This window comes from Aminobacter sp. P4_H6_2, from assembly GCF_056400805.1.
This window is the reverse complement of the sequence record NZ_JBFUKO010000053.1, coordinates 1-17,758: the sequence shown is the minus strand read 5'-3', so window position 1 is coordinate 17,758 and position 17,758 is coordinate 1. Positions and strand designations below refer to the sequence as shown.

The following is a 17,758-nucleotide window of genomic DNA, read 5'->3' as shown; positions in this document are numbered from 1 at the left end:
GCCGACAGATCAGCACGAAGTCCGGCCCGCCCTCGCCGCCGAAACGGCGCAGCAGCTCGCGCCCATCGGCCGGCGTAAACGCGTCGCCCACCACAACAACGTCTATGCCTTTGGCGGCCAGCAGCGACTCGGCTTCCCACAGTCGCTTGGCAGTGCGCACGTCATGGCCGCGCCTGTCGAGATGATCGGTCAGGTCGGAGGCGATGACCTCCGCTATGGCGACAAGTGCTACGACCGATCTTCCAGCCACGTTCCACCCCGCAACATCAGCCTCATCGCGATCATTGCCTGCCGCGGCGGACGCGTCGGCGCCTACAGAGGCAAGAAGATGCCGCGAGACGCGCTTGGCCGAGGATGGGTCCCCAGTCCACGCTGCCCGAAGCCTCTTTCGCCCCTAACGAGGCACAGTACCGTTAGCAACTGCCCACGCCAAATGATCACTGGACATCATGTTTATACCCAATCTACTTTCCGCCGGTAGCGGAGGCGAGACCAAACTGCGTGCTCGGATTGTCATCGTCGAAGATGAGCCCGACTTGAGGGACGCCGTCGCCGAATATCTCGGCGCGAACGGCTTCGATGTGACCGCCCTCGAGAGCGCTGCTGCCCTGCGCGCCTTGATCGAAACCGAACAGTTCCAGCTTGCCATTCTCGATATCGCCATGCCCGGCGAAGACGGACTGTCGCTCGGCCGCTGGCTGCGCTCAAGGATGCCGATCGGCATCATCTACGCCACAGCGGCGGGCACAGCGCTCGACCGCATAGTCGGCCTCGAGATCGGCGCCGACGACTACATGGTCAAGCCTTACGAACTGCGCGAACTCCTGGCGCGCGTGCGCAGCGTCATCCGCCGTGTGCCGCAGCCCGAAAGCTTCATGCGGTCATTGCTTGCCGCCCAGCCGCCGCGCCGCACCATCGCCTTCGGCCCCTTCCAGGCCGACCTCGACGGCCGGCTTGTCACCGGAAACAGCGGCGCCATCATCGACTTGGCCAAGAGTGAATTCGATCTGCTCGAGGTCTTCCTGACCAGGCCGAACCGGCTGCTCAGCCGCGCCACCATCTCGGAGGCCATCGGCTTTGCCGAAGACCCCGAATCCTCGCGCGCCGTCGACATCCGCATCATGCGGCTCAGGAAGAAGATCGAGGACGACCCGGCGAGCCCGAAATTTCTGCGCACCGTGCGCGGGGAAGGCTATATCTTCTCCCTGCCCGGCAGCGATGGCTGCTGAAGCCTCCGGCCCCGCCAGGAACCGCGATGACCCTGTTGACCCTCTCACGCACCGACATTTCGTCGGGTACGCCGAGCCCCACCGTCGTGGCGGGGCAGATCGTGCGCCGGCTACGCCAGGCTCAGGATTGGCAGATCGAGATCGACAATATCCTGGCGAGCTTTGCGCACGGCTTCAGGGGCCATCGCACCATCCTGTTCAGACTGCGCGACCTGCCCGGCCAGGGCTTCGCGCAGTCGATCGCCGCCTTTTGGGTCGATCCGCAGATTGACGCCTTCGCCGCGCCACCGACAACGATCAATCAGGCGCTGGTCGACTCCGACCCTTTGCTTGAACGCCTCGCCGAAGAAGTCCGCCAAGGCAAGATCTTCGTTGGATTGACGCGCGACCTGACCGGCTTCCTGCGCACCGATTTCGAACAACAGCACATCAAGTCGTTCCTGTCGGTATCGGTTTCGGCCCATGGCCATCTCTGGGGCACGCTCGCCATCAACGATTGCATCGTCGAGCGCAGCTGGACCGACGATGAGATCGCCGCGCTCGAAATCATTGCAGCAGCCCTTGGCGACGCGATCGAACGCTCGCTGTCGGAATATCATGTCAGCGAAATCATCCGCCGCACAATGCTTCAGTCCTCGCTCGACGCCATCATGGTGGTCGACGAGACAGGCTCGATCATCGAGTTCAACCCGGCGGCGGAGAAGATGTTCGGCTGGACCCGCGACGAGATCCTCGGCAAGGACCTGCTCGACACCGTCATCCCCGCCTACTACCGCAAGGGCTTCAACAACGGCGCCGAATATTTGGCCGGCCGCGGCGCACCCATGGTCGGCCAGCGCATGGAGACGGTGACCCAGAACGCCGCCGGCGAGATCATCCCGATCGAGCTTACGGCCAACGAGATGCGGCTGGCCGACCGCCGCCTGATCTTTGGGTCGATCCGTGATCTGCGTGAAAAGCATCGCGCCGAAGAAGAAATCAACCGCCAGCGCGAAAAGCTGCACCAAAACGAGAAGATGGCGGCGATGGGCTCGCTTCTCGCCGGCGTTTCGCACGAGCTCAACAATCCGCTTGCCGTGGTCGTTGCCCAGTCGACGTTGCTGCACGAATTCGCTCCCGACCCCCAGACCAAGATACGCGCAGAAAAGGTGCGTGCCGCCGCCGAACGTTGCGGCCGCATCGTCAAGAGCTTCCTCGGCATGGTCCGCCTGCATCCGACCTCACGGGCCGAGACCGATCTCAACCAGGTGATCCGCGCAGCGCTCGAAGTCACCGCCTACGGCGCGCGATCGAGCGGCATCAGCATCGACACCGATCTCGCCGAGGGCACGCTGAGCGTGATGGCAGACGCCGACCACATGACCCAGGTGGCGGCCAACTTCCTGGTCAACAGTCAGCACGCGCTGGCCGCCGCAACTGGCGAGCGCACCATCCGCGTCAAGACCTTCCGCAATGCCGATGGCAGCGCTGGCTTTTCGGTCGAAGACTCAGGCCCCGGCGTCGCCGATGCGATTCGCGACCGCATCTTCGAATCCTATTTCACCACCAAGCCGGTCGGCGTCGGCACCGGCATCGGCCTGTCGATCTCAAAAGCCATCGTAGACCGCCACAACGGCAAGGTCTGGTTCGAGCCGGTGGAGCCAACCGGTGCGCGCTTCGTCGTCGAATTGCCGCCCATGGGCATCGGCCACAGCGCTGTGCTGGAAACCATCCCCAAGTCGAGCGGCTTGCGTCATGCCGTCATCATCGACGACGAACCCGACGTCGCAGGGTCGCTGTCCGACATTCTCGAGCTGATGGGGGTCAAGTCGCGCATTGTTTCGACCTGGGACACAGTTGCCGAAGCGCTGGCCGACCAGCCCGACATCATCTTTTCCGACCTGCGCATGCCCGACCGTAGCGGCATAACCATCTTCCGCGAGATCGTGGCGACACAGCCCGACATGGCCCAGCGCTTCGTGCTGGTTACCGGCGACCTGATCGGCGCCAAGGCGGAGCTCGAACAGCTGCCGCCAAACCTCAAGCCGCACATTCTGGAAAAGCCGTTCAGCACCTTCGACGTGCGCAGTGCCTTGAGCGCGGTCAGCGACCAGGTCGCCGACAGCGCCTGAACCTCGCTGCAAGGCCCAGACTTAGAACTCGGCACAAAAAAAGCCCCCGCAGCCGAAGCTGCGGGGGAGGTACGCGCTGGAGGATGTGAGAGCGCGGCAGGCCCCTACGCCTAGAAGATATTGTGGGTGGTACGAACTGGTTCGGCGCTGGCGATCAGGCGCACCTTGCGCGCACCGGTCTCCCTGGCGATGGTCTCGACGCAGACCTCGCTCTCCGCGCCCCAGGCCTGCCCATGGCATGCAATCTCTGTTTCCGACTGCAGCAGTCGGTCGGTCTTGGCGGTGGTGTGCGCGCCATCGATCGACCGTGACGATCCCATCGAGGCAAAGGCCGGTCCGCTTGTTGGCGCTAGTGCCATCGACGACAGCGATGCAATCACCAGAACTGAAAACAGGGCCATCGGGTGCTCATTGGCACGCTGGCGAATAGCGAGGCGCGGACGGCGATAGATACGCGAGCGCGGCTGGAGCTGGCGATCGAATTCGTAAACCTGCTTGGAACCGGACATTGGATTACCTTTTCGGTAAATTTCATTCCCCTATTGATGTGAATGTAATCGCGCTTTGTATCTCGCCGATGCCGATCAGCGACATCTAATGAAACAATCTCAAAGCCTCAGAAACAGTCAGCATTTCTGCCATACCGGGCGCAATACGTTCACAAATCAGTCATTTCCACTGACATGCTGCAGCTATCCCGCAAGCGGTCGAGCCTGGTTTTGTAACAGCCCGCCCCTATGTGGGCAAAATACGAAAATAACGAAAGGGCCGACGCAGTCGCCTGCGTCGGCCCTTCGAGTTGGTTTGAATGCGCCGGCTCAGCCGGTCATGCGCGATTTGATGTCAGCTGTTCAGAACGTCGGCCCATTCCGGGTGACGGCGGAACTGGGCTGCGGCAAACGGGCAGAGCGGAATGATCTTCTTGCCCGCCGCGCGCGCGTCTTCCACCGCCCGTGTCACCAGCCTCAAGCCCGCACCTTGGCCGCGGAAAGCATCGGGCACCTCGGTATGGTCGATGATGAACAGATGTTCGCTGACTGTGGTGAAGGTCATCTCGGCCTCGGCACCGCCTGCACCGCGGATGACATAGCGCCCTTTTGTGCCACGATCCTCAAGCTCGATCGCCGCCAGTTCCTCGCTCATTGTTCCAACTCCTTTGTTGCCGTGGCGAAAAGGCTTTTCACCGCTTCGATTTCATTGGGGCGCACCTCATGACCGCCCTCGTGCCATTCAAGCCGGACATCCGCCCCAGCGGCCCGCAAACAGGCATCCAGCCGGCTGGTGATCTCGGGCGGACAGATCGGATCGCGCCGGCCTGCGGTGATCAGAACGTGCCGGCCAGCGAGGCTGCCTTTGACGTCGGGTTCGAACGGGATCAGCGGGTGCATCAGCGCTACCGCGTCGAACAGTCCGGGCTCGGCAAACAGCACCGAGGCCAGGATGTTGGCGCCATTGGAATAGCCGAGCGCCAAAACCCGCGAGGGTTTTGCCGCCTCGACATGGGCTTTGACGAAGTCCGCCATCCTGCCTGTCGCACGATCGAGATCGTCCATGTCGTAGACGCCCTCGCCGGTACGGCGGAAGAAACGCGCCGCACCCATTTCGGAGACATCGCCGCGTGGCGAAACGATCGTCGCGCCGGGCACCAGCTCGCGGGCAAAGCCCAGAAGCTGGTTTTCGTCGCCGCCGGTGCCGTGGAAGGCGAAGACCAGAGGGCCATCAGGCTCTCCAGGCAGCACCTTGTGGATGTAGCTGTCCTTGCTCACCATATTCCTCCTCAGTCGCCCAGCGGCTGCAGGTTCTTTTCCAGATAATCGCGCAGATGCGCATGCTGTGTCGGCAGCTTCAGCGCCTCACCGAGATGGGCGGTGTCCTCGTCGCGGTCGAAGCCGGGCTCGTTGGTCGCCACCTCGAACAGCACGCCGCCTGGCGTGCGGAAATAGATCGCCCAGAAATAGTCGCGGTCGATCACCGGCGTCACCTGGTAGCCCGTGTCCATCAACGCCTTGCGCACCTCGAGCTGTTTGGCCCTATTCTCCACCGCAAAGGCGATGTGATGCACCGAACCTGCGCCAAGACCGGCAAAAGATGCACCCGGCAGCGTTTCGATGTCGATGAAATCGGCGCCATTGCCGTTCTTCACCGCAAGCCGCTTGATGTTGCCCGAAGTGTCGACCTCGTCATAACCCATGAACTTCAAAAGCTCTTCGGTGGCGGCACCGTCACGCAGCCTGAGCGTCGCCGAATGAAAGCCGCGGATCGCCTCGTCGGCAGCAACGCCGCCCTTGATCCAGGGCGCGCGTTTGTCGCCCTTGGCCTCGACAAGCGCGAACCCGTCGCCATCAGGACCGGCAAAGGAGAGGCGCTTTTCGCCGAACTTCTCGTCGCGGACGAGCCCACTTACACCTTGGTCGGCGAAACGCTTTTCCCAAAAAGGTAGCGTGCCCTCGGGAACCGAAAACACCGTGGTTCCAACCTCGCCGACACCCGACCGGCCCTGGCCGATATTGGGGAACGGAAAATAGGTCATCACCGAACCAGGCGTACCCAGCTCGTCGGCATAATAGAGGTGGTAGACGTCCGGCGCGTCGAAATTGACTGTTTTCTTGACCCGGCGCAGGCCGAGCTTGTGGGTGAAGAACTGGTTATTCTGTGCCGCATCCTTGGCCATCGAGGTGACGTGATGCAGACCCTTGATCTGGTCGAGCATGGCTTTGCTCCCTTGTCGCTGCGGCCCCTGCCGCGTTGGGAAGAATATGGGCGCATCCGAGGACGTGGCAAAGTGGGCGGGCACAGAATGGACTGTCGCCAATCAGTGAACGACAACCGCGTCGACGTTCACAGATTCTGGCATGAGTCGTGCAGGCACAATGGCGCTTGCACCCGCAAATGAATCCGGCTTCCTTGGCCGCAATTGAATTTGGGGGCTAGCTTGGCAGACACCGGCAGACGGCAGAATATCCTACTCATCACCTGCGACCAGTGGCGTGGCGACTCCCTGTCGGGCGTCGGCCATCCCGTGGTGAAAACGCCCAACAGCGATGCGCTGGCCCGCGAGGGTGTTCTGTTCAAGCGACATTATGCCGGGGCCGCACCTTGCTCGCCGGCGCGGGCATGCCTCTACACCGGCCTTTACCAGATGAACAACCGCGTCTGCCGCAATGGCACGCCGCTCGACGATCGCCACGACAACATCGCCCGCGCCGCTCGTCGCGTCGGCTACGACCCGACGCTGTTCGGCTATACCGATGTTTCGCCCGACCCGCGCAAGCGCGCGCCCGGCGATCCGTTCCTGCGCACCTATGAAGGTGTTTTGCCCGGCTTCACCACCAGGCAGCTTTTGCCCGAGCACCAGAAGGCATGGCTGTCATGGCTCGCGGCGCGCGGCATCGATTCGAGCCCGGGCTTTCCCGACATCCACCGCCCGGCGGACGAATCCGCGCCGGAGATCAGCCCAGCTGTACCAGCCTATTCGAAGGATGAGACACCGGCCGCCTTCCTCACCGGCGAATTCCTGCGCTGGCTGAGCGAGCAGGACGAGGGTGAGCCTTGGTTCGCGCACGTCTCGTTCCTCAGCCCGCATCCGCCCTTCATCGTGCCCGACCCCTTCAACACCATGTATGACCCGGCGGAGGGGCCGGCCTATGCTCGCGCGGAAAACAGGCAGGCGGAAGCGGCAAGCCATCCGTTCCTCGCCTACCACCTCGCCCACCATCAAAAGAAGTCGAGCTTCATTCCTGGCGCATCCGGCAATGTCGGCGACTGGAGCGAAGACGAGTTCCGCAAGATCCGCGCGCTCTATTACGGCATGATCTCGGAAGTCGATTCCCAACTCGGCCGCATCTGGCAAGGCATCAAGGCGGCAGGCAGCTGGGACGACACCATCGTCATCTTGACCTCCGACCACGCCGAGATGATGGGCGACCATTTCATGCTCGGCAAAGGCGGCTGGTTCGACAGCAGCTACCATATCCCGCTGATCTTACGCGACCCGCGCCACCAACAGTCCGCCGGCACCATTGTCGACCGCTTCACCGCCGCCGTCGACATCATGCCGACCTTGCTCGAGCTCATCGGCGGCGAACCATTGCCGCATCTCGACGGCCAGTCGCTGAAGCCGTTCCTCGACGGCAACGAACCTGCTGCCTGGCGCGACGCGGCCCATTGGGAATACGATTTCCGCTCGGTTGCCGACGGCACGACGGAAGCCCATTTCGGCACCGGCTCGCGCGCGCTGAACCTGTCGGTTATCCGCACCGAGGCGGTCAAATACGTGCATTTCGGCGGCGGCTTGCCGCCGCTGCTCTACGACCTCGTCAACGACCCCGGCGAAACGCGCAATCTCGCCAATGACCCGGCATGGCTTTCGGTGCGGCTCGATTTCGCCGAAAGGCTGCTGGCATGGCGCGCTCGGCACCTCGACCAGTCGCTCGCACTATCAGAGCTGGCGGACGGCGGGGCCACCGGCCACTTTGCACATCTGCCCTGACCCAAAACAAAAGGCCCGCGGCGAAGCGCGGGCCTTTCTGCTCTAGTGCCGCCGCATCTACTGAACGATGATCAGACGCTGCTCGTCGCGCTTGGCGGCCCAGCTGCCCGCATCATAAGCCGGCTGAGCTTCGAGCTGCTGCTTGGTGAAGGTCGTGTACAGGTACTTCTTGCCTTCGGCATCAACCATGAAGGCAAGATTGTCGCTGCCGACGGCAACCTTCTTCTCACCCATGCCAAGGAAACCGCCGACATCGATGACATAGGCGTCGATCTTGCCGTCCGCCGTCATCAGGATATCGCCGATCTCGCCGATATTGGCGTCGTCACCACCATAGACGGTGGTACCCATCAGTTCTTCGGCCCGCAGATCGGTACTCGGCAGCTCCTTCAGCGTCGACTTGTCGATCGCCGCGGTCTTGGTCTCGTCGGCCATCGACGCATCAGGCGTAGCCGGAGCAACCGGCGCCTGCGCGGTCTGGTCAACTGCCGGGGACGCCGGATCGGTCGCCGCTACCGGCGCTGGCGTCGGATCATATGCACGGCGGTCGAAATCGGGCAGCGCCTGCAGCTGTTCCTTGGTCGTAGCCATCACAAGCCAGCGATCGCCATTCTTCTCGGCCCAGTCGAACTTGTCGAAGCTGACGGCGACGTTCTTTTCACCGATGCCAAGGAAGCCGCCGACACCGATCACCAGCTGATCGGCCTTGCCGTCAGCGGTCATGACTATGTCGTGAACCTTGCCGATGTTCTCGGCGTCGGCAGCGGTGCCGTTGTAGACCTTCGCACCGATGACGTTGGCTGCGAGGAATCCGTCGGCATGCGGGATCACCGCAGGTGTCGCCGGAGTTGCCTGAGACGGCGCGGGTGTGGGTGCCGGCGCGGTGGTGTCCTGGGCATAGGCGCCGGTGGCGATAAGCGTTGCAAAGGCAGTCGTGGCCAAAAGGTTGCGGATCATGATATATTCTCTCCTCGTGCGTGTCTTCATGCATGCCGCGCCTCGACCAGTCTTTTGCGGGAAGGGTCCGGCGCGGCCTCTTCACGGGTTCACAACGTCGTGACCCGGCCATGGTTCCGAATTTTTCCCCGACTAGTTTCGATATGTGCCGGGCCAGGAACCGTCGCTCGCATTTTCGCAAGCGTTTCAAAATTGTCTTTCCGCAAGGGCACTTAGCCCGGAGCCGAGATGGTCTGGTTGGCGTTCTTGCCGATCATCTCGCCATAGAACTCCGCCCCGCCCCATGCGGCCAGTGCCAGCAGCAAGCCTGCCGCCAGCACGATCAACAGGTGGCGTCCGCGCGTTCCCTGCCGGGCTTTTTGGGCTGGAATGATCTTGGTCATGTGTAGTCTCCCATATGGCTTCAGGAGGCTAACGACGGTTTCACGGCATGGTTCCGGGCGTCCCGCAAAGGCTTTTCAATCTGGCATCGCCCGTCTAGTTTCCTCGGAGCCAAAGGGATGGTCGGGTGCAGGACAACAAAATCATCGACACGGACAGCGCCGACGGCGGCGATACCGGTGCGGTATCGAACGTCCCTTCCGATGCGGATTTCGATCGCCTGACAGGCCTTGCGGCAGCGCTCATGCAAGCGCCCGCTGCCTTGCTCACCCTGGCCAATGCCGAAGGGCAACAGGTCGTGCAGTCGCATTTGGGCATCGACCCCGCACAAGCTGCGGAGGCGCTCCGTTTGGCCAATGGCACCCTCGCTGGCGACACGCCCGACGGCGCATACCTGTTCCACGCCGGCGTACCGATCGTTTCCCAAGGCTCCCCGGTGGGTGTCCTGCTGGTGCTTGACCGGGAGGAACAATTGAGGCCAGATCCGGCAAGGCTCGCACAGATGGAAGCGCTGGCATCACTCGCCGCGAGCCTGGTCATGTTGCGCGACCGCTCCCGGGCCGGTGCGCGGGCCGAGGTGGCATTGGTCCATGCCGAAACCCGTCGCGCTGTAGCGCTCGAAGCCGCAGCCCTTGCCAGCTGGGTCTGGGTTCCGCGCACCGGCGTCGTTGAATGCGACACGCTTTTGCCGGAACTGTTCAACATGCTGCCAGCGACAAAAATGCGGGCGCGCGACATCGTCGTTGCCATCGACAGGCGCGACATCGGCAAAACGCGCAAGATGTTTCGGGAAGCGCTCGAAGGCAGCGACGATTATTCCGGCGAATACCGCATCAGGGGTTTTGATCCGCCGCGATGGCTGGCCGCTCGCGGCCGCGTCGTCGAGCGCGACGCCGATGGCAGACCAACGCTTGTCTTCGGGGTCAACTACGACATCACCGAGCGCCGCACCGTTGAAGAACGCCAGCGCTTTTTGCTGCGCGAGATCAACCATCGGGTCAAGAACACGCTTGCGACCGTCCAGGCGCTCGCCACCCAGACCGTGCGCCATGCGCGTGAACCGCGCGAGTTCCTCGAAGCCTTCAGCCAGCGCCTGCGCGCGCTCGGGCTCGCCCATGGCCTTTTGTCGGAGTATGAGTGGCGCGGCATCGGCATACGCGACCTTGCCAAAACAGAACTCAGCCCTTTCGACGACACCGAGGCACCTCGTATCTCGATTGTCGGTCAGGATGCCTTGTTGACGCCCGACCAGGCGCTCGGCCTGGCGCTTATCCTCCACGAGCTCGCCAGCAATGCGCTCAAATACGGCGCGCTTTCGGTGCCAGAGGGCGAAGTCGCCCTCTCGTGGACTGTCACAGGCCGCAAGGGCGAGAAACGGTTGCAGCTGGAATGGATCGAAAGCGGCGGACCCAAAGTCACTCCGCCCGCCCATCATGGCTTTGGCTCGATCCTCATTCGCCGCAGCCTGGCGAAAGTGATCTCAAGCGAGGTTAGCCACGAATATCTGCCGGACGGCGTACGGGCGCATATCTCGATGCCGCTTGGCGAACCGGCCGAGACCAACCCCTAGAGCACAAGGGGGAACTATTCCCCCGCCACTCCGTCACTATCGTCCGTTTTGTGGTTCTCGCGAATGATCGCATAGGCGGCAAGCGCCACCACCGGCCCCAGTAGCGCGCCGATGCCGCCCTTGCTGCGCAGCAATGTCGGCAACATAGCCATGGCTGCTGTCGTGCCGAGCGCCGCGATATCGGCGCGGCGGCGCCTCTGCTCATTTCGGGCGCGCGAACCAGCCATCAGCCGGTGAAACAGCAGGATCAACCCGGCAACCACCAGGAAGCCAAGGCCAAAGCCAAGTGACGCCTCGATGTGCCCAAATCTTTGCGCTGCCCAGACATAGGCAGCGCCCACTAGAAACCCGACCCCGCAGAGCCCTGCGACCGCAGCGGCAAGATAGGCCACTGCCGCGCGGCGGGTGCGCCTAAGCGCAAGTGTCGTCTCGCCGGTGGCGAAACTCGCAATCAGTGATGCCAGCATATGTCCCCCGGCCGATTGCTAGCGCCGCGCCAGAAGCGCGATGAGGAAGCCGACACCGGCAGCGATAGCAAGCGAAGTGACGGGCTTTTCCCGCACGGTCGCCATGAACTGTTCCTCGATGTCCCTGGCGTTCACGCGCAAGGATTCAACGGCGGCGTCGCTTTGCGCCTTCAACTGACCCGCTCCCTGTGCCGCCGCCCGCCGGGCCGCGCCATAGCCATGCTCGCCCGTTGCGGCCAACTGCTTGGCGAGCGCTTCGATATCGGCCTTCAATAGCTTGATGTCGGCCTCGAGGTCCGGCACGGTCTTGGTGCCGTTGCCGGTCTTTCCTGCAGCTGTCGCCATGTCACTACTCCTTGCGTTCGATGGGGCCGAAACGCCTCATATGCCCGGTCGGTTCCCTCATCGGAGGAACCATCGCCGACCGCCGGACGTTTTGCCAGCCTGAATAGCTGGAAACTGTAGATGCCCAACCGCACCATGACGAAGGCGCCAACCGTGCGCCTGCCGCCAAAATCCAATTTCGAGCTTTTGCTCGTGCGCGGTGCGCAGGTGTCGATGATCTTCGTGGGCGTCATTGCCACCGTCTTCGCGCTCCATGCCGGCGAATTCATTCTCACACCCATCGGTCTTGGCGTCGTCATCGGCCTGATGCTCGGTCCGATTGCCTCGCGACTTGAGCGTTTCAACCTGCCTCCTGCGCTGTCGGCGGCCATCGTCGTTTTGCTGTTCATTGTCTCGGTCGGCATCTTTGCGCTGCTGATCGCATCGCCGCTCAGCTTCTGGCTTCAGCGCCTGCCCCAGATCTGGGCGCAGCTCGCTTCGCAGCTCTCCGACCTCAAGGGCCCGCTCGATACGTTCAAGAGCATGCGCGACCAGTTGCGCCAGGTCACCGGCGGCGAAGGCCTGTCCGTCTCGGTCGACGAGGGAACCGGCGTCGAAACGATGGCGACACTTGCCCCAGCGGTCGTTGCCCAGGTGCTTTTATTCTTCGCCAGTCTCTACTTCTTTGTCGCGACGCGTTCTCAGACAAGAACCGCCATCCTCAGGCTATGCTTCAACCGCCGCCTGCGCTGGCGCGTCGCTCATATCTTCCGCGACGTCGAACAGCTGGTCTCGCAATATCTGCTGTCGATCACCATCATCAACGTCGCCGAAGGTCTCACCGTCGGCATCGGCCTCTACCTTCTGGGCGTACCGTCGGCGCCACTTTGGGGGGCGCTTGCGATCGTCACCAACTTCGTGCCTTTCGTCGGACCATTGGTCATGGTCGCGATCCTGTTTGCTGTCGGCCTGACCTCCTTCGACACGTTGGGCACAAGCCTGCTTCCTGTCATCGTCTATCTCGGCGTCAACACGATCGAGGGCCAGTTCATCACCCCCTTCGTCATAGGCAAGACGATGACACTCAATCCATTCGTGGTTTTGCTGGCACTGGCTTTCTGGATCTGGCTGTGGGGCGCGGTCGGTGGCTTTGTCGCCATCCCTGCCCTGCTCGTCGGCTATGCGATCATCCGCAACGTGGTGCCCGGTGTGAACTGGGGCGTCGACGTACTTGATCGGCGATACAGCCGATAGCGCTCACAAGAGAGGACGCACGCTTTCGTCAAGGCCGCTCCAGTCAGCGAGCGACATCAGTCCTTCGATGTCGAGCACCTTGCAGCCACCATCGCGCCACTGCACGAGCTTGCGGTCCATCAGTTTCCTGATCGTCTTGTTGGTATGGACGAGCGAAAGCCCGAGCGTGTCGGCGAGATGCTGCTGGGTGATCGGAATCTCCACCTTGCCGGCGCCATTCATACCGACCTTACGCGCCCGGCTGGCAATGAAAGCAAGCAGGTAGGCCGCGCGCTCAAGCGCTGAACGGCGTCCGACGCTCAACAAATTCTCGTCGAGCATCCGTTCTTCGCGCGCTGCAATCCATGTGATGTCGTAGCCGAGGCCAGGATAGCCGCGATAGAGTTCCATCAGCCGGTCGCGCTCGAACATGCACAAAAGCATCGGGGACAACGCCTCGACCGAGTGCTGCATCTCGCCCATCAGGCTGCCCTGCAGTCCGATCATGTCGCCCGGCAGCACATAGTTCAGGATCTGGCGGCGGCCATCCTCGAGCAGCTTGTAGCGAAAGCCCCATCCCGCAAGCACGGTATACAGATGTGCGCTGTTGCTACCTTCCGAAAGCAATGTCGCACCCTTGTCGACGGAAAGTTCTCCGCGCTTGAAGCCGCTGACGAAAGCCAGTTCTTCCATGTCGAAGGCCCAGAAAGCCGGCAACGACCGAAGCGGACACTTTTCGCACGAAACCTGCCGCGCCATTTCGCTCGGAATGCTCTGCCCGCTCATGCTATTCTCCAGGGAATGTGATCGGCAACGCGGTCAGGCCGGCGAAAGTTCCCCGTACCAGCGAGGTCGAGGACCGCTTCCTTGTCGAGCATGTCTTTTTTAAATGACAGCGGACGCGACTACCGCCATGTTCGGATTCAATTTCATGGAGTGCCCCTCGACGTGCCAACCCCGCTTTCAGGATTGCGTATCCTTGTGCTTGAAGACGAAGCCTTGATCGCGCTCGATGTCGAGCAGCTTTGCAAGGATCATGGCGCCGGGGATGTCGTCATCGCCAGCAATTTGCGCGAGGCTCAGGAAGCCGCGTTGCCTTATGATGCAGCCATCATCGATATCATGCTGAATGGCGAGCCGACGCTCGACTTCGCCCGCGGCCTTGCAGCTGCGGGCGTACCGTTCATCTTCGCCTCGGGCTACGACCAGCTGGACGAAATCTTCACCGGCTTTCCGGACGTTACCTTGGTAAGCAAGCCCTATGGAGGCGATGACCTTGTCGAGGCCGTCGCCGAAAGCATCCGAAAGACCCGCTCAGCCGAGCGTTGATCCCATGACCTGAGCCGCGATCGCGTCGGGGCCATAGTCGGCCTCGCCCGAGACGTCGAGTATCTCCTGCAGCCTGTTGCGGGCGCGACTCACACGGCTCTTGATGGTGCCCACCGCGCAACCGCAGATTTCGGCCGCCTCTTCATAAGAAAAGCCGGATGCGCCGATCAGAACGATCGCCTCGCGCTGGTCTTCGGGGAGCTGCTCGAGCGCCTTGCGGAAATCGTCGAGATCAAGCCTGCCGGGCTGGCTCGGATGCACGGCCAGACGCGCGGTCAAAAGGCCGTCGCTGTCTTGCACCTCGCGTCCGCGCTTGCGCATCTGCGAATAGAATTCATTGCGCAAAATTGTGAACAGCCAAGCCTTCAAATTGGTACCCGGCTGAAAGCTCGTCTGTTTGTCCCACGCCTTGACGAGCGTTTCCTGGACCAGGTCGTCGGCTCTATCGGCATTTTGAGAGAGCGACATGGCGAAAGCGCGCAGGCCAGGGATCGCCGCGAGCAAGTCGCCCTTGAAACCGAGGGAAGCTGCCATGCGTGGTCAGTCCTTCTGCTGCGCGGGTTCGGCTTCTTCCAGCTGGCTGAGCAACTGGGCGAAACGATCCGGCACCTCGTCGGACACCAGTTCATCGTAATATTGTTTCAATTTTCGGCCGATTTCGGAGTTTGCTCCAAGAGGCTCGCCGTCTCGGCGGCGCTTCGGCGCGGCGTTGCCTGCACCACTTGTCTGCTTAGTCATATGCTTGCTTTGCCCTTGTGCAGTGTCAAACGTCCCGCCCCCGAAATGATGGCGCGCAACAACCCTTGTCGGTTTCCCGAATTTTGCATCAAACTCCCCAAATGCGGATAGGTTCCACAAAAGAGGAACTTTTGCACAGACAATGCGTTGTGTGCTCGCTTCAAAGCAGTTTTGACACCGTCACATGAGGGAGACGTCGACTATGACTCTATCCACGAGAATCGCCCCGCACCTGCCCTATCTCCGCCGTTTCTCGCGCGCGGTGTCGGGTTCTCAGGAAAGTGGCGATGCGCTGGTGGCCGCGATGCTCGAAGCGCTCATCGACGACATCGATGTATTCCCGTCCGCATCTAGCGACCGCATCGCGCTTTACAAGGTATTTGCCCGCCTGTTCACTTCGGTTTCGTTCCGCGTACCGCAGGAATCCTCGTCACTAGCCTGGGAAAAGCGCGCCGCAGCCAATCTCGCAGCACTTTCTCCACGCCCGCGCCAAGCCTTCCTGCTGGTCGCCGTCGAAGGGTTCAATGACATCGAAGCCGCTGAGGTGCTCGATGCCGACCAGGAAGAATTTGCCCAGCTGCTCCAGGAAGCAAGCGGCGACATATCGCGCCAGGTTGCAACCGACATCCTGATCATCGAGGACGAACCGCTGATCGCCATGGATATCGAAGAAATGGTGGAAAGCCTCGGCCATCGCGTGGTTGGTACTGCACGCACCCATGCCGAAGCGACAGCCATGTTCAAGAAGACACGACCCAAGATGATCCTGGCCGATATCCAGCTCGCCGACGGCAGCTCAGGCATCGAGGCCGTCAACGAGATGCTGTCGTCTGCCCCGCTGCCGGTGATCTTCATCACCGCCTTCCCCGAGCGCCTTCTAACCGGCGAACGGCCGGAGCCGGCGTTCCTGGTCACCAAGCCGTTCAACCCCGAAATGGTCAAGGCGCTGATAAGTCAAGCTTTGTTCTTTGACAGGCAGGCGAAAGCTGCTGCATAGGCCTTTTTTAGCACCACCTCAGGGAACCAACCTTGGGGCGGTACGTTTTTCATTCGTCATTTGAAGGAGATAGACCATGCTTTATTGGGCGCTCGTATTCCTCGTCGTCGCGATCATCGCCGGCGCCCTCGGCTTCGGCGGCATCGCCGGAACATCCGCTGGCATCGCGCAGATCCTGTTCTTCATCTTCTTGGCATTCCTGGTGATTTCGTTGATCGCGGGCCTTTTCAGGCGCGCGTGATTAAGCCGGAGAATGAAGAACGAAACCCAGACTGGAAGCCGGCCCCCTCAGTCGGAGTCCAGCGCCGCCGGGTAGCGCTCCTATTCTGAAGCGTTACCCGGCGGTCCCATTTCGGTGCCGGCCGGGTGTCTCCGGTAAGCATCGAAGAATTCGCTCAGCAGAGCAAAGGCAGGCACTTGTCGCATGGCCAACCCCACCACTCCCCCAATGGGACAGAGTTCACGGGTGGACGCGGCGCTCCTGCATGCTTCCCGCAATGCCGGCATCGCCGTGCTCTACCAGGACCGCAAGCTGCGCACGATGTGGTCGCATAATCTGCAGCCGCCTTGGGCTGAACTGCTTGAGGACCAGGTCGGTGACGGCAATTTTCTGCCGCAGCAGCAGGCCGCCCGCCTTGTAGCAGCCAAAAAGAACGTCATCGCAACCGGCAATTCCGACGGGCTTGAGATCAGCGTTGCCGACAACGCCGCCGGCATGCGCTGGTTCGACGTCTGCATCGATGCCGACGTCTCGGATCGCGGCCAGATCCAGGGCGTGGTCGTTACCGTGATCGAAACCACAGAGCAGAAGCGGCGCGAGCAGACGCTGAAGGCGCTTTTGCGCGAGGTCAGCCACCGCTCCAAAAACCTGCTTGCCATCATCCAGAGCATCGCCAGCCAGACCGGACATTATTCCGGCTCCATCGACGGCTTTCTCGAACGCTTCCGCGGTCGTCTCCAATCCATCGCCTCGTCGCAGGACCTCGTAACCTCCTCCAACTGGCGCGGCGCGGGGTTCCGGGAACTGGTCGTTGGCCAGGTCGGTCGCTACAGCATCGACACGATACACACCGTGCGCTTTTCCGGCGACGATCCCTATCTCAACCCCAACGCCGCCCTGCATGTCGGCCTTGCCGTCCATGAGCTGGCGGTCAATTCGGTGAGCTATGGCGCGCTTTCCCGCGCCGACGGTTATGTCGAGGTCGCCGCCGCCAGAACGATGGCTGGACCCGACGGCGAAGAACATATGACCGTGCACTGGTCCGAGGCGATAGGACCAGTGACCGACAGCACGGTGCGCAAGAAGCGTTTTGGCAGCGTGGCGCTGGAGCGCGTGGTGCCGACTGCGCTCAACGGCTCCGCAGAGCTCGATATCGGCACCACGACGCTGGAATACAGGCTCGTCATGCCCAAGGCGAATTTCGAGATGGAGTAGAAGCCTCGGGCCGGCTCCTTCAGGTTCAAGCGCCGAAGATTCAAACTTCAACGCATTTCAGAAAATGAGTCGCTGAGGGCATGGAACTTTTAGCCAGGCATCGCCGTTTCTTGGACAAGGTGGTTTGCCATGGAACACATCGCAGCACTTCTGTTGGTCGTTTCCTGCTCGCAGGATTTGTCTGGTTGCCGGGAGGTTCGTCCCCCCACCGCCGTTTTTGAAGCCTTCGAGGACTGCCAGGCGACATTGCCCAAGACCTTGCGCGTCCTCGCTCCACAGCATCCGCGTGTCTTTGCCAAGTGCCTGGAGGTCGACCCGGCACTTGAGGACGATTACGACCAGTTGACCTGGAATGTCTTGCCCAACGGAACGCTCGACGCGTCTCTTTCAATCTCCAACGTCGTTGTTGCGTCCGGTCAGGCGCGCGCCAAGGCAGCCTATGTTCATTAGTGTCGGATTGTATCCGGCAAATCCTGTCACACCGAGGAACCGGTACAT

Annotated in this window: 21 protein-coding genes and 1 pseudogene; 10 read left to right on the top strand and 12 right to left on the bottom strand. The window is 61.8% G+C overall.

The window, feature by feature from the left end:
• Window positions 1-250, bottom strand: a pseudogene (locus AC1DUU_RS06940) (DNA-binding response regulator); the annotation flags it as partial.
• 199 nt (window positions 251-449) lie between these two features.
• Between AC1DUU_RS06940 and AC1DUU_RS06935 the strand changes: the two are divergent.
• Window positions 450-1,229, top strand: a complete 780-nt coding sequence (locus AC1DUU_RS06935) for a response regulator transcription factor (RefSeq protein WP_476782683.1) — start codon at window positions 450-452, stop codon at window positions 1,227-1,229.
• 26 nt (window positions 1,230-1,255) lie between these two features.
• Complete coding sequence (locus tag AC1DUU_RS06930) at window positions 1,256-3,340, top strand: PAS domain S-box protein (protein WP_476782682.1); 2,085 nt, start codon at window positions 1,256-1,258, stop codon at window positions 3,338-3,340.
• Between the two features lie 110 nt (window positions 3,341-3,450).
• Here the strand turns inward: AC1DUU_RS06930 and AC1DUU_RS06925 are convergent, their stop codons facing one another.
• The 4 genes from AC1DUU_RS06925 to AC1DUU_RS06910 form a co-directional block, all read right to left on the bottom strand.
• Window positions 3,451-3,849: a hypothetical protein gene (locus tag AC1DUU_RS06925; RefSeq protein WP_476782681.1), complete on the bottom strand. Its 399-nt coding sequence runs from the start codon at window positions 3,847-3,849 to the stop codon at window positions 3,451-3,453.
• A 334-nt stretch (window positions 3,850-4,183) separates the two neighbouring features.
• On the bottom strand, window positions 4,184-4,483 hold the full coding sequence (locus AC1DUU_RS06920; protein ID WP_476782680.1) for a GNAT family N-acetyltransferase: 300 nt from the start codon (window positions 4,481-4,483) through the stop codon (window positions 4,184-4,186).
• Window positions 4,480-5,106, bottom strand: a complete 627-nt coding sequence (locus AC1DUU_RS06915) for an alpha/beta hydrolase (RefSeq protein ID WP_476782685.1) — start codon at window positions 5,104-5,106, stop codon at window positions 4,480-4,482. Before AC1DUU_RS06915 ends, AC1DUU_RS06920 begins: the two co-directional genes overlap by 4 nt.
• A gap of 11 nt (window positions 5,107-5,117) precedes the next feature.
• Window positions 5,118-6,050: a VOC family protein gene (locus tag AC1DUU_RS06910; protein WP_476782679.1), complete on the bottom strand. Its 933-nt coding sequence runs from the start codon at window positions 6,048-6,050 to the stop codon at window positions 5,118-5,120.
• A gap of 222 nt (window positions 6,051-6,272) precedes the next feature.
• On the opposite strand from AC1DUU_RS06910, the gene AC1DUU_RS06905 reads away from it, so the two are divergent.
• On the top strand, window positions 6,273-7,829 hold the full coding sequence (locus tag AC1DUU_RS06905) for an alkaline phosphatase family protein (protein ID WP_476782678.1): 1,557 nt from the start codon (window positions 6,273-6,275) through the stop codon (window positions 7,827-7,829).
• Between the two features lie 57 nt (window positions 7,830-7,886).
• On the opposite strand, the gene AC1DUU_RS06900 is transcribed toward AC1DUU_RS06905, so the two are convergent.
• Both AC1DUU_RS06900 and AC1DUU_RS06895 read right to left on the bottom strand, forming a co-directional pair.
• Window positions 7,887-8,786, bottom strand: a complete 900-nt coding sequence (locus AC1DUU_RS06900; RefSeq protein ID WP_476782677.1) for a PRC-barrel domain-containing protein — start codon at window positions 8,784-8,786, stop codon at window positions 7,887-7,889.
• 212 nt (window positions 8,787-8,998) lie between these two features.
• A complete protein-coding gene (locus AC1DUU_RS06895; RefSeq protein WP_476782676.1) occupies window positions 8,999-9,169 on the bottom strand; it encodes a hypothetical protein in 171 nt (56 codons plus the stop codon).
• A gap of 125 nt (window positions 9,170-9,294) precedes the next feature.
• On the opposite strand from AC1DUU_RS06895, the gene AC1DUU_RS06890 reads away from it, so the two are divergent.
• Complete coding sequence (locus AC1DUU_RS06890) at window positions 9,295-10,737, top strand: sensor histidine kinase (protein WP_476782675.1); 1,443 nt, start codon at window positions 9,295-9,297, stop codon at window positions 10,735-10,737.
• A gap of 14 nt (window positions 10,738-10,751) precedes the next feature.
• On the opposite strand, the gene AC1DUU_RS06885 is transcribed toward AC1DUU_RS06890, so the two are convergent.
• The gene (locus tag AC1DUU_RS06885; RefSeq protein ID WP_476782674.1) at window positions 10,752-11,204 is read right to left on the bottom strand and encodes a hypothetical protein; all 453 of its coding nucleotides are present in this window, start codon (window positions 11,202-11,204) and stop codon (window positions 10,752-10,754) included.
• 18 nt (window positions 11,205-11,222) lie between these two features.
• Window positions 11,223-11,549 carry an ElaB/YgaM/YqjD family protein gene (locus tag AC1DUU_RS06880; protein ID WP_476782673.1) on the bottom strand — a complete coding sequence of 109 codons (327 nt, stop codon included), beginning with the start codon at window positions 11,547-11,549 and terminating at the stop codon, window positions 11,223-11,225.
• A gap of 120 nt (window positions 11,550-11,669) precedes the next feature.
• Between AC1DUU_RS06880 and AC1DUU_RS06875 the strand changes: the two genes are divergently transcribed.
• Window positions 11,670-12,782, top strand: a complete 1,113-nt coding sequence (locus AC1DUU_RS06875; protein ID WP_476782672.1) for an AI-2E family transporter — start codon at window positions 11,670-11,672, stop codon at window positions 12,780-12,782.
• Between the two features lie 3 nt (window positions 12,783-12,785).
• Here the strand turns inward: AC1DUU_RS06875 and AC1DUU_RS06870 are convergent, their stop codons facing one another.
• Complete coding sequence (locus AC1DUU_RS06870) at window positions 12,786-13,547, bottom strand: Crp/Fnr family transcriptional regulator (RefSeq protein ID WP_476782671.1); 762 nt, start codon at window positions 13,545-13,547, stop codon at window positions 12,786-12,788.
• Between the two features lie 162 nt (window positions 13,548-13,709).
• Here AC1DUU_RS06870 and AC1DUU_RS06865 point away from each other — a divergent pair, with 162 nt between their 5' ends.
• A complete protein-coding gene (locus AC1DUU_RS06865) occupies window positions 13,710-14,090 on the top strand; it encodes a response regulator (protein WP_476782670.1) in 381 nt (126 codons plus the stop codon).
• Here the strand turns inward: AC1DUU_RS06865 and AC1DUU_RS06860 are convergent.
• Together AC1DUU_RS06860 and AC1DUU_RS06855 are read right to left on the bottom strand one after the other, a co-directional pair.
• The gene (locus tag AC1DUU_RS06860; RefSeq protein WP_476782669.1) at window positions 14,076-14,624 is read right to left on the bottom strand and encodes a sigma-70 family RNA polymerase sigma factor; all 549 of its coding nucleotides are present in this window, start codon (window positions 14,622-14,624) and stop codon (window positions 14,076-14,078) included. The two genes, AC1DUU_RS06865 and AC1DUU_RS06860, sit on opposite strands and share 15 nt — an antisense overlap.
• 6 nt (window positions 14,625-14,630) lie before the next feature.
• Window positions 14,631-14,828 carry a NepR family anti-sigma factor gene (locus tag AC1DUU_RS06855; RefSeq protein WP_476782684.1) on the bottom strand — a complete coding sequence of 66 codons (198 nt, stop codon included), beginning with the start codon at window positions 14,826-14,828 and terminating at the stop codon, window positions 14,631-14,633.
• Between the two features lie 202 nt (window positions 14,829-15,030).
• Here AC1DUU_RS06855 and AC1DUU_RS06850 point away from each other — a divergent pair, with 202 nt between their 5' ends.
• The 4 genes from AC1DUU_RS06850 (at window position 15,031) to AC1DUU_RS06835 (ending at window position 17,710) form a co-directional block, all read left to right on the top strand.
• Window positions 15,031-15,825 carry a response regulator gene (locus AC1DUU_RS06850; protein ID WP_476782668.1) on the top strand — a complete coding sequence of 265 codons (795 nt, stop codon included), beginning with the start codon at window positions 15,031-15,033 and terminating at the stop codon, window positions 15,823-15,825.
• A 76-nt stretch (window positions 15,826-15,901) separates the two neighbouring features.
• On the top strand, window positions 15,902-16,066 hold the full coding sequence (locus AC1DUU_RS06845) for a DUF1328 domain-containing protein (RefSeq protein WP_018429836.1): 165 nt from the start codon (window positions 15,902-15,904) through the stop codon (window positions 16,064-16,066).
• A 225-nt stretch (window positions 16,067-16,291) separates the two neighbouring features.
• Window positions 16,292-17,260, top strand: a complete 969-nt coding sequence (locus AC1DUU_RS06840) for a sensor histidine kinase (protein WP_476782667.1) — start codon at window positions 16,292-16,294, stop codon at window positions 17,258-17,260.
• A gap of 129 nt (window positions 17,261-17,389) precedes the next feature.
• Window positions 17,390-17,710, top strand: a complete 321-nt coding sequence (locus AC1DUU_RS06835) for a hypothetical protein (RefSeq protein ID WP_476782666.1) — start codon at window positions 17,390-17,392, stop codon at window positions 17,708-17,710.
• Window positions 17,711-17,758 lie beyond the last annotated feature (48 nt).

Coding starts and splice junctions, on each gene's coding strand:
- AC1DUU_RS06935 (WP_476782683.1), top strand. CDS start 450: ATGTTTATACCCAATCTACTTTCCGCCGGTAGCGGAGGCGAGACCAAA.
- AC1DUU_RS06930 (WP_476782682.1), top strand. CDS start 1,256: ATGACCCTGTTGACCCTCTCACGCACCGACATTTCGTCGGGTACGCCG.
- AC1DUU_RS06925 (WP_476782681.1), bottom strand. CDS start 3,849: ATGTCCGGTTCCAAGCAGGTTTACGAATTCGATCGCCAGCTCCAGCCG.
- AC1DUU_RS06920 (WP_476782680.1), bottom strand. CDS start 4,483: ATGAGCGAGGAACTGGCGGCGATCGAGCTTGAGGATCGTGGCACAAAA.
- AC1DUU_RS06910 (WP_476782679.1), bottom strand. CDS start 6,050: ATGCTCGACCAGATCAAGGGTCTGCATCACGTCACCTCGATGGCCAAG.
- AC1DUU_RS06900 (WP_476782677.1), bottom strand. CDS start 8,786: ATGATCCGCAACCTTTTGGCCACGACTGCCTTTGCAACGCTTATCGCC.
- AC1DUU_RS06895 (WP_476782676.1), bottom strand. CDS start 9,169: ATGACCAAGATCATTCCAGCCCAAAAAGCCCGGCAGGGAACGCGCGGA.
- AC1DUU_RS06885 (WP_476782674.1), bottom strand. CDS start 11,204: ATGCTGGCATCACTGATTGCGAGTTTCGCCACCGGCGAGACGACACTT.
- AC1DUU_RS06880 (WP_476782673.1), bottom strand. CDS start 11,549: ATGGCGACAGCTGCAGGAAAGACCGGCAACGGCACCAAGACCGTGCCG.
- AC1DUU_RS06875 (WP_476782672.1), top strand. CDS start 11,670: ATGCCCAACCGCACCATGACGAAGGCGCCAACCGTGCGCCTGCCGCCA.
- AC1DUU_RS06870 (WP_476782671.1), bottom strand. CDS start 13,547: ATGAGCGGGCAGAGCATTCCGAGCGAAATGGCGCGGCAGGTTTCGTGC.
- AC1DUU_RS06860 (WP_476782669.1), bottom strand. CDS start 14,624: ATGGCAGCTTCCCTCGGTTTCAAGGGCGACTTGCTCGCGGCGATCCCT.
- AC1DUU_RS06855 (WP_476782684.1), bottom strand. CDS start 14,828: ATGACTAAGCAGACAAGTGGTGCAGGCAACGCCGCGCCGAAGCGCCGC.
- AC1DUU_RS06850 (WP_476782668.1), top strand. CDS start 15,031: ATGACTCTATCCACGAGAATCGCCCCGCACCTGCCCTATCTCCGCCGT.
- AC1DUU_RS06845 (WP_018429836.1), top strand. CDS start 15,902: ATGCTTTATTGGGCGCTCGTATTCCTCGTCGTCGCGATCATCGCCGGC.
- AC1DUU_RS06835 (WP_476782666.1), top strand. CDS start 17,390: ATGGAACACATCGCAGCACTTCTGTTGGTCGTTTCCTGCTCGCAGGAT.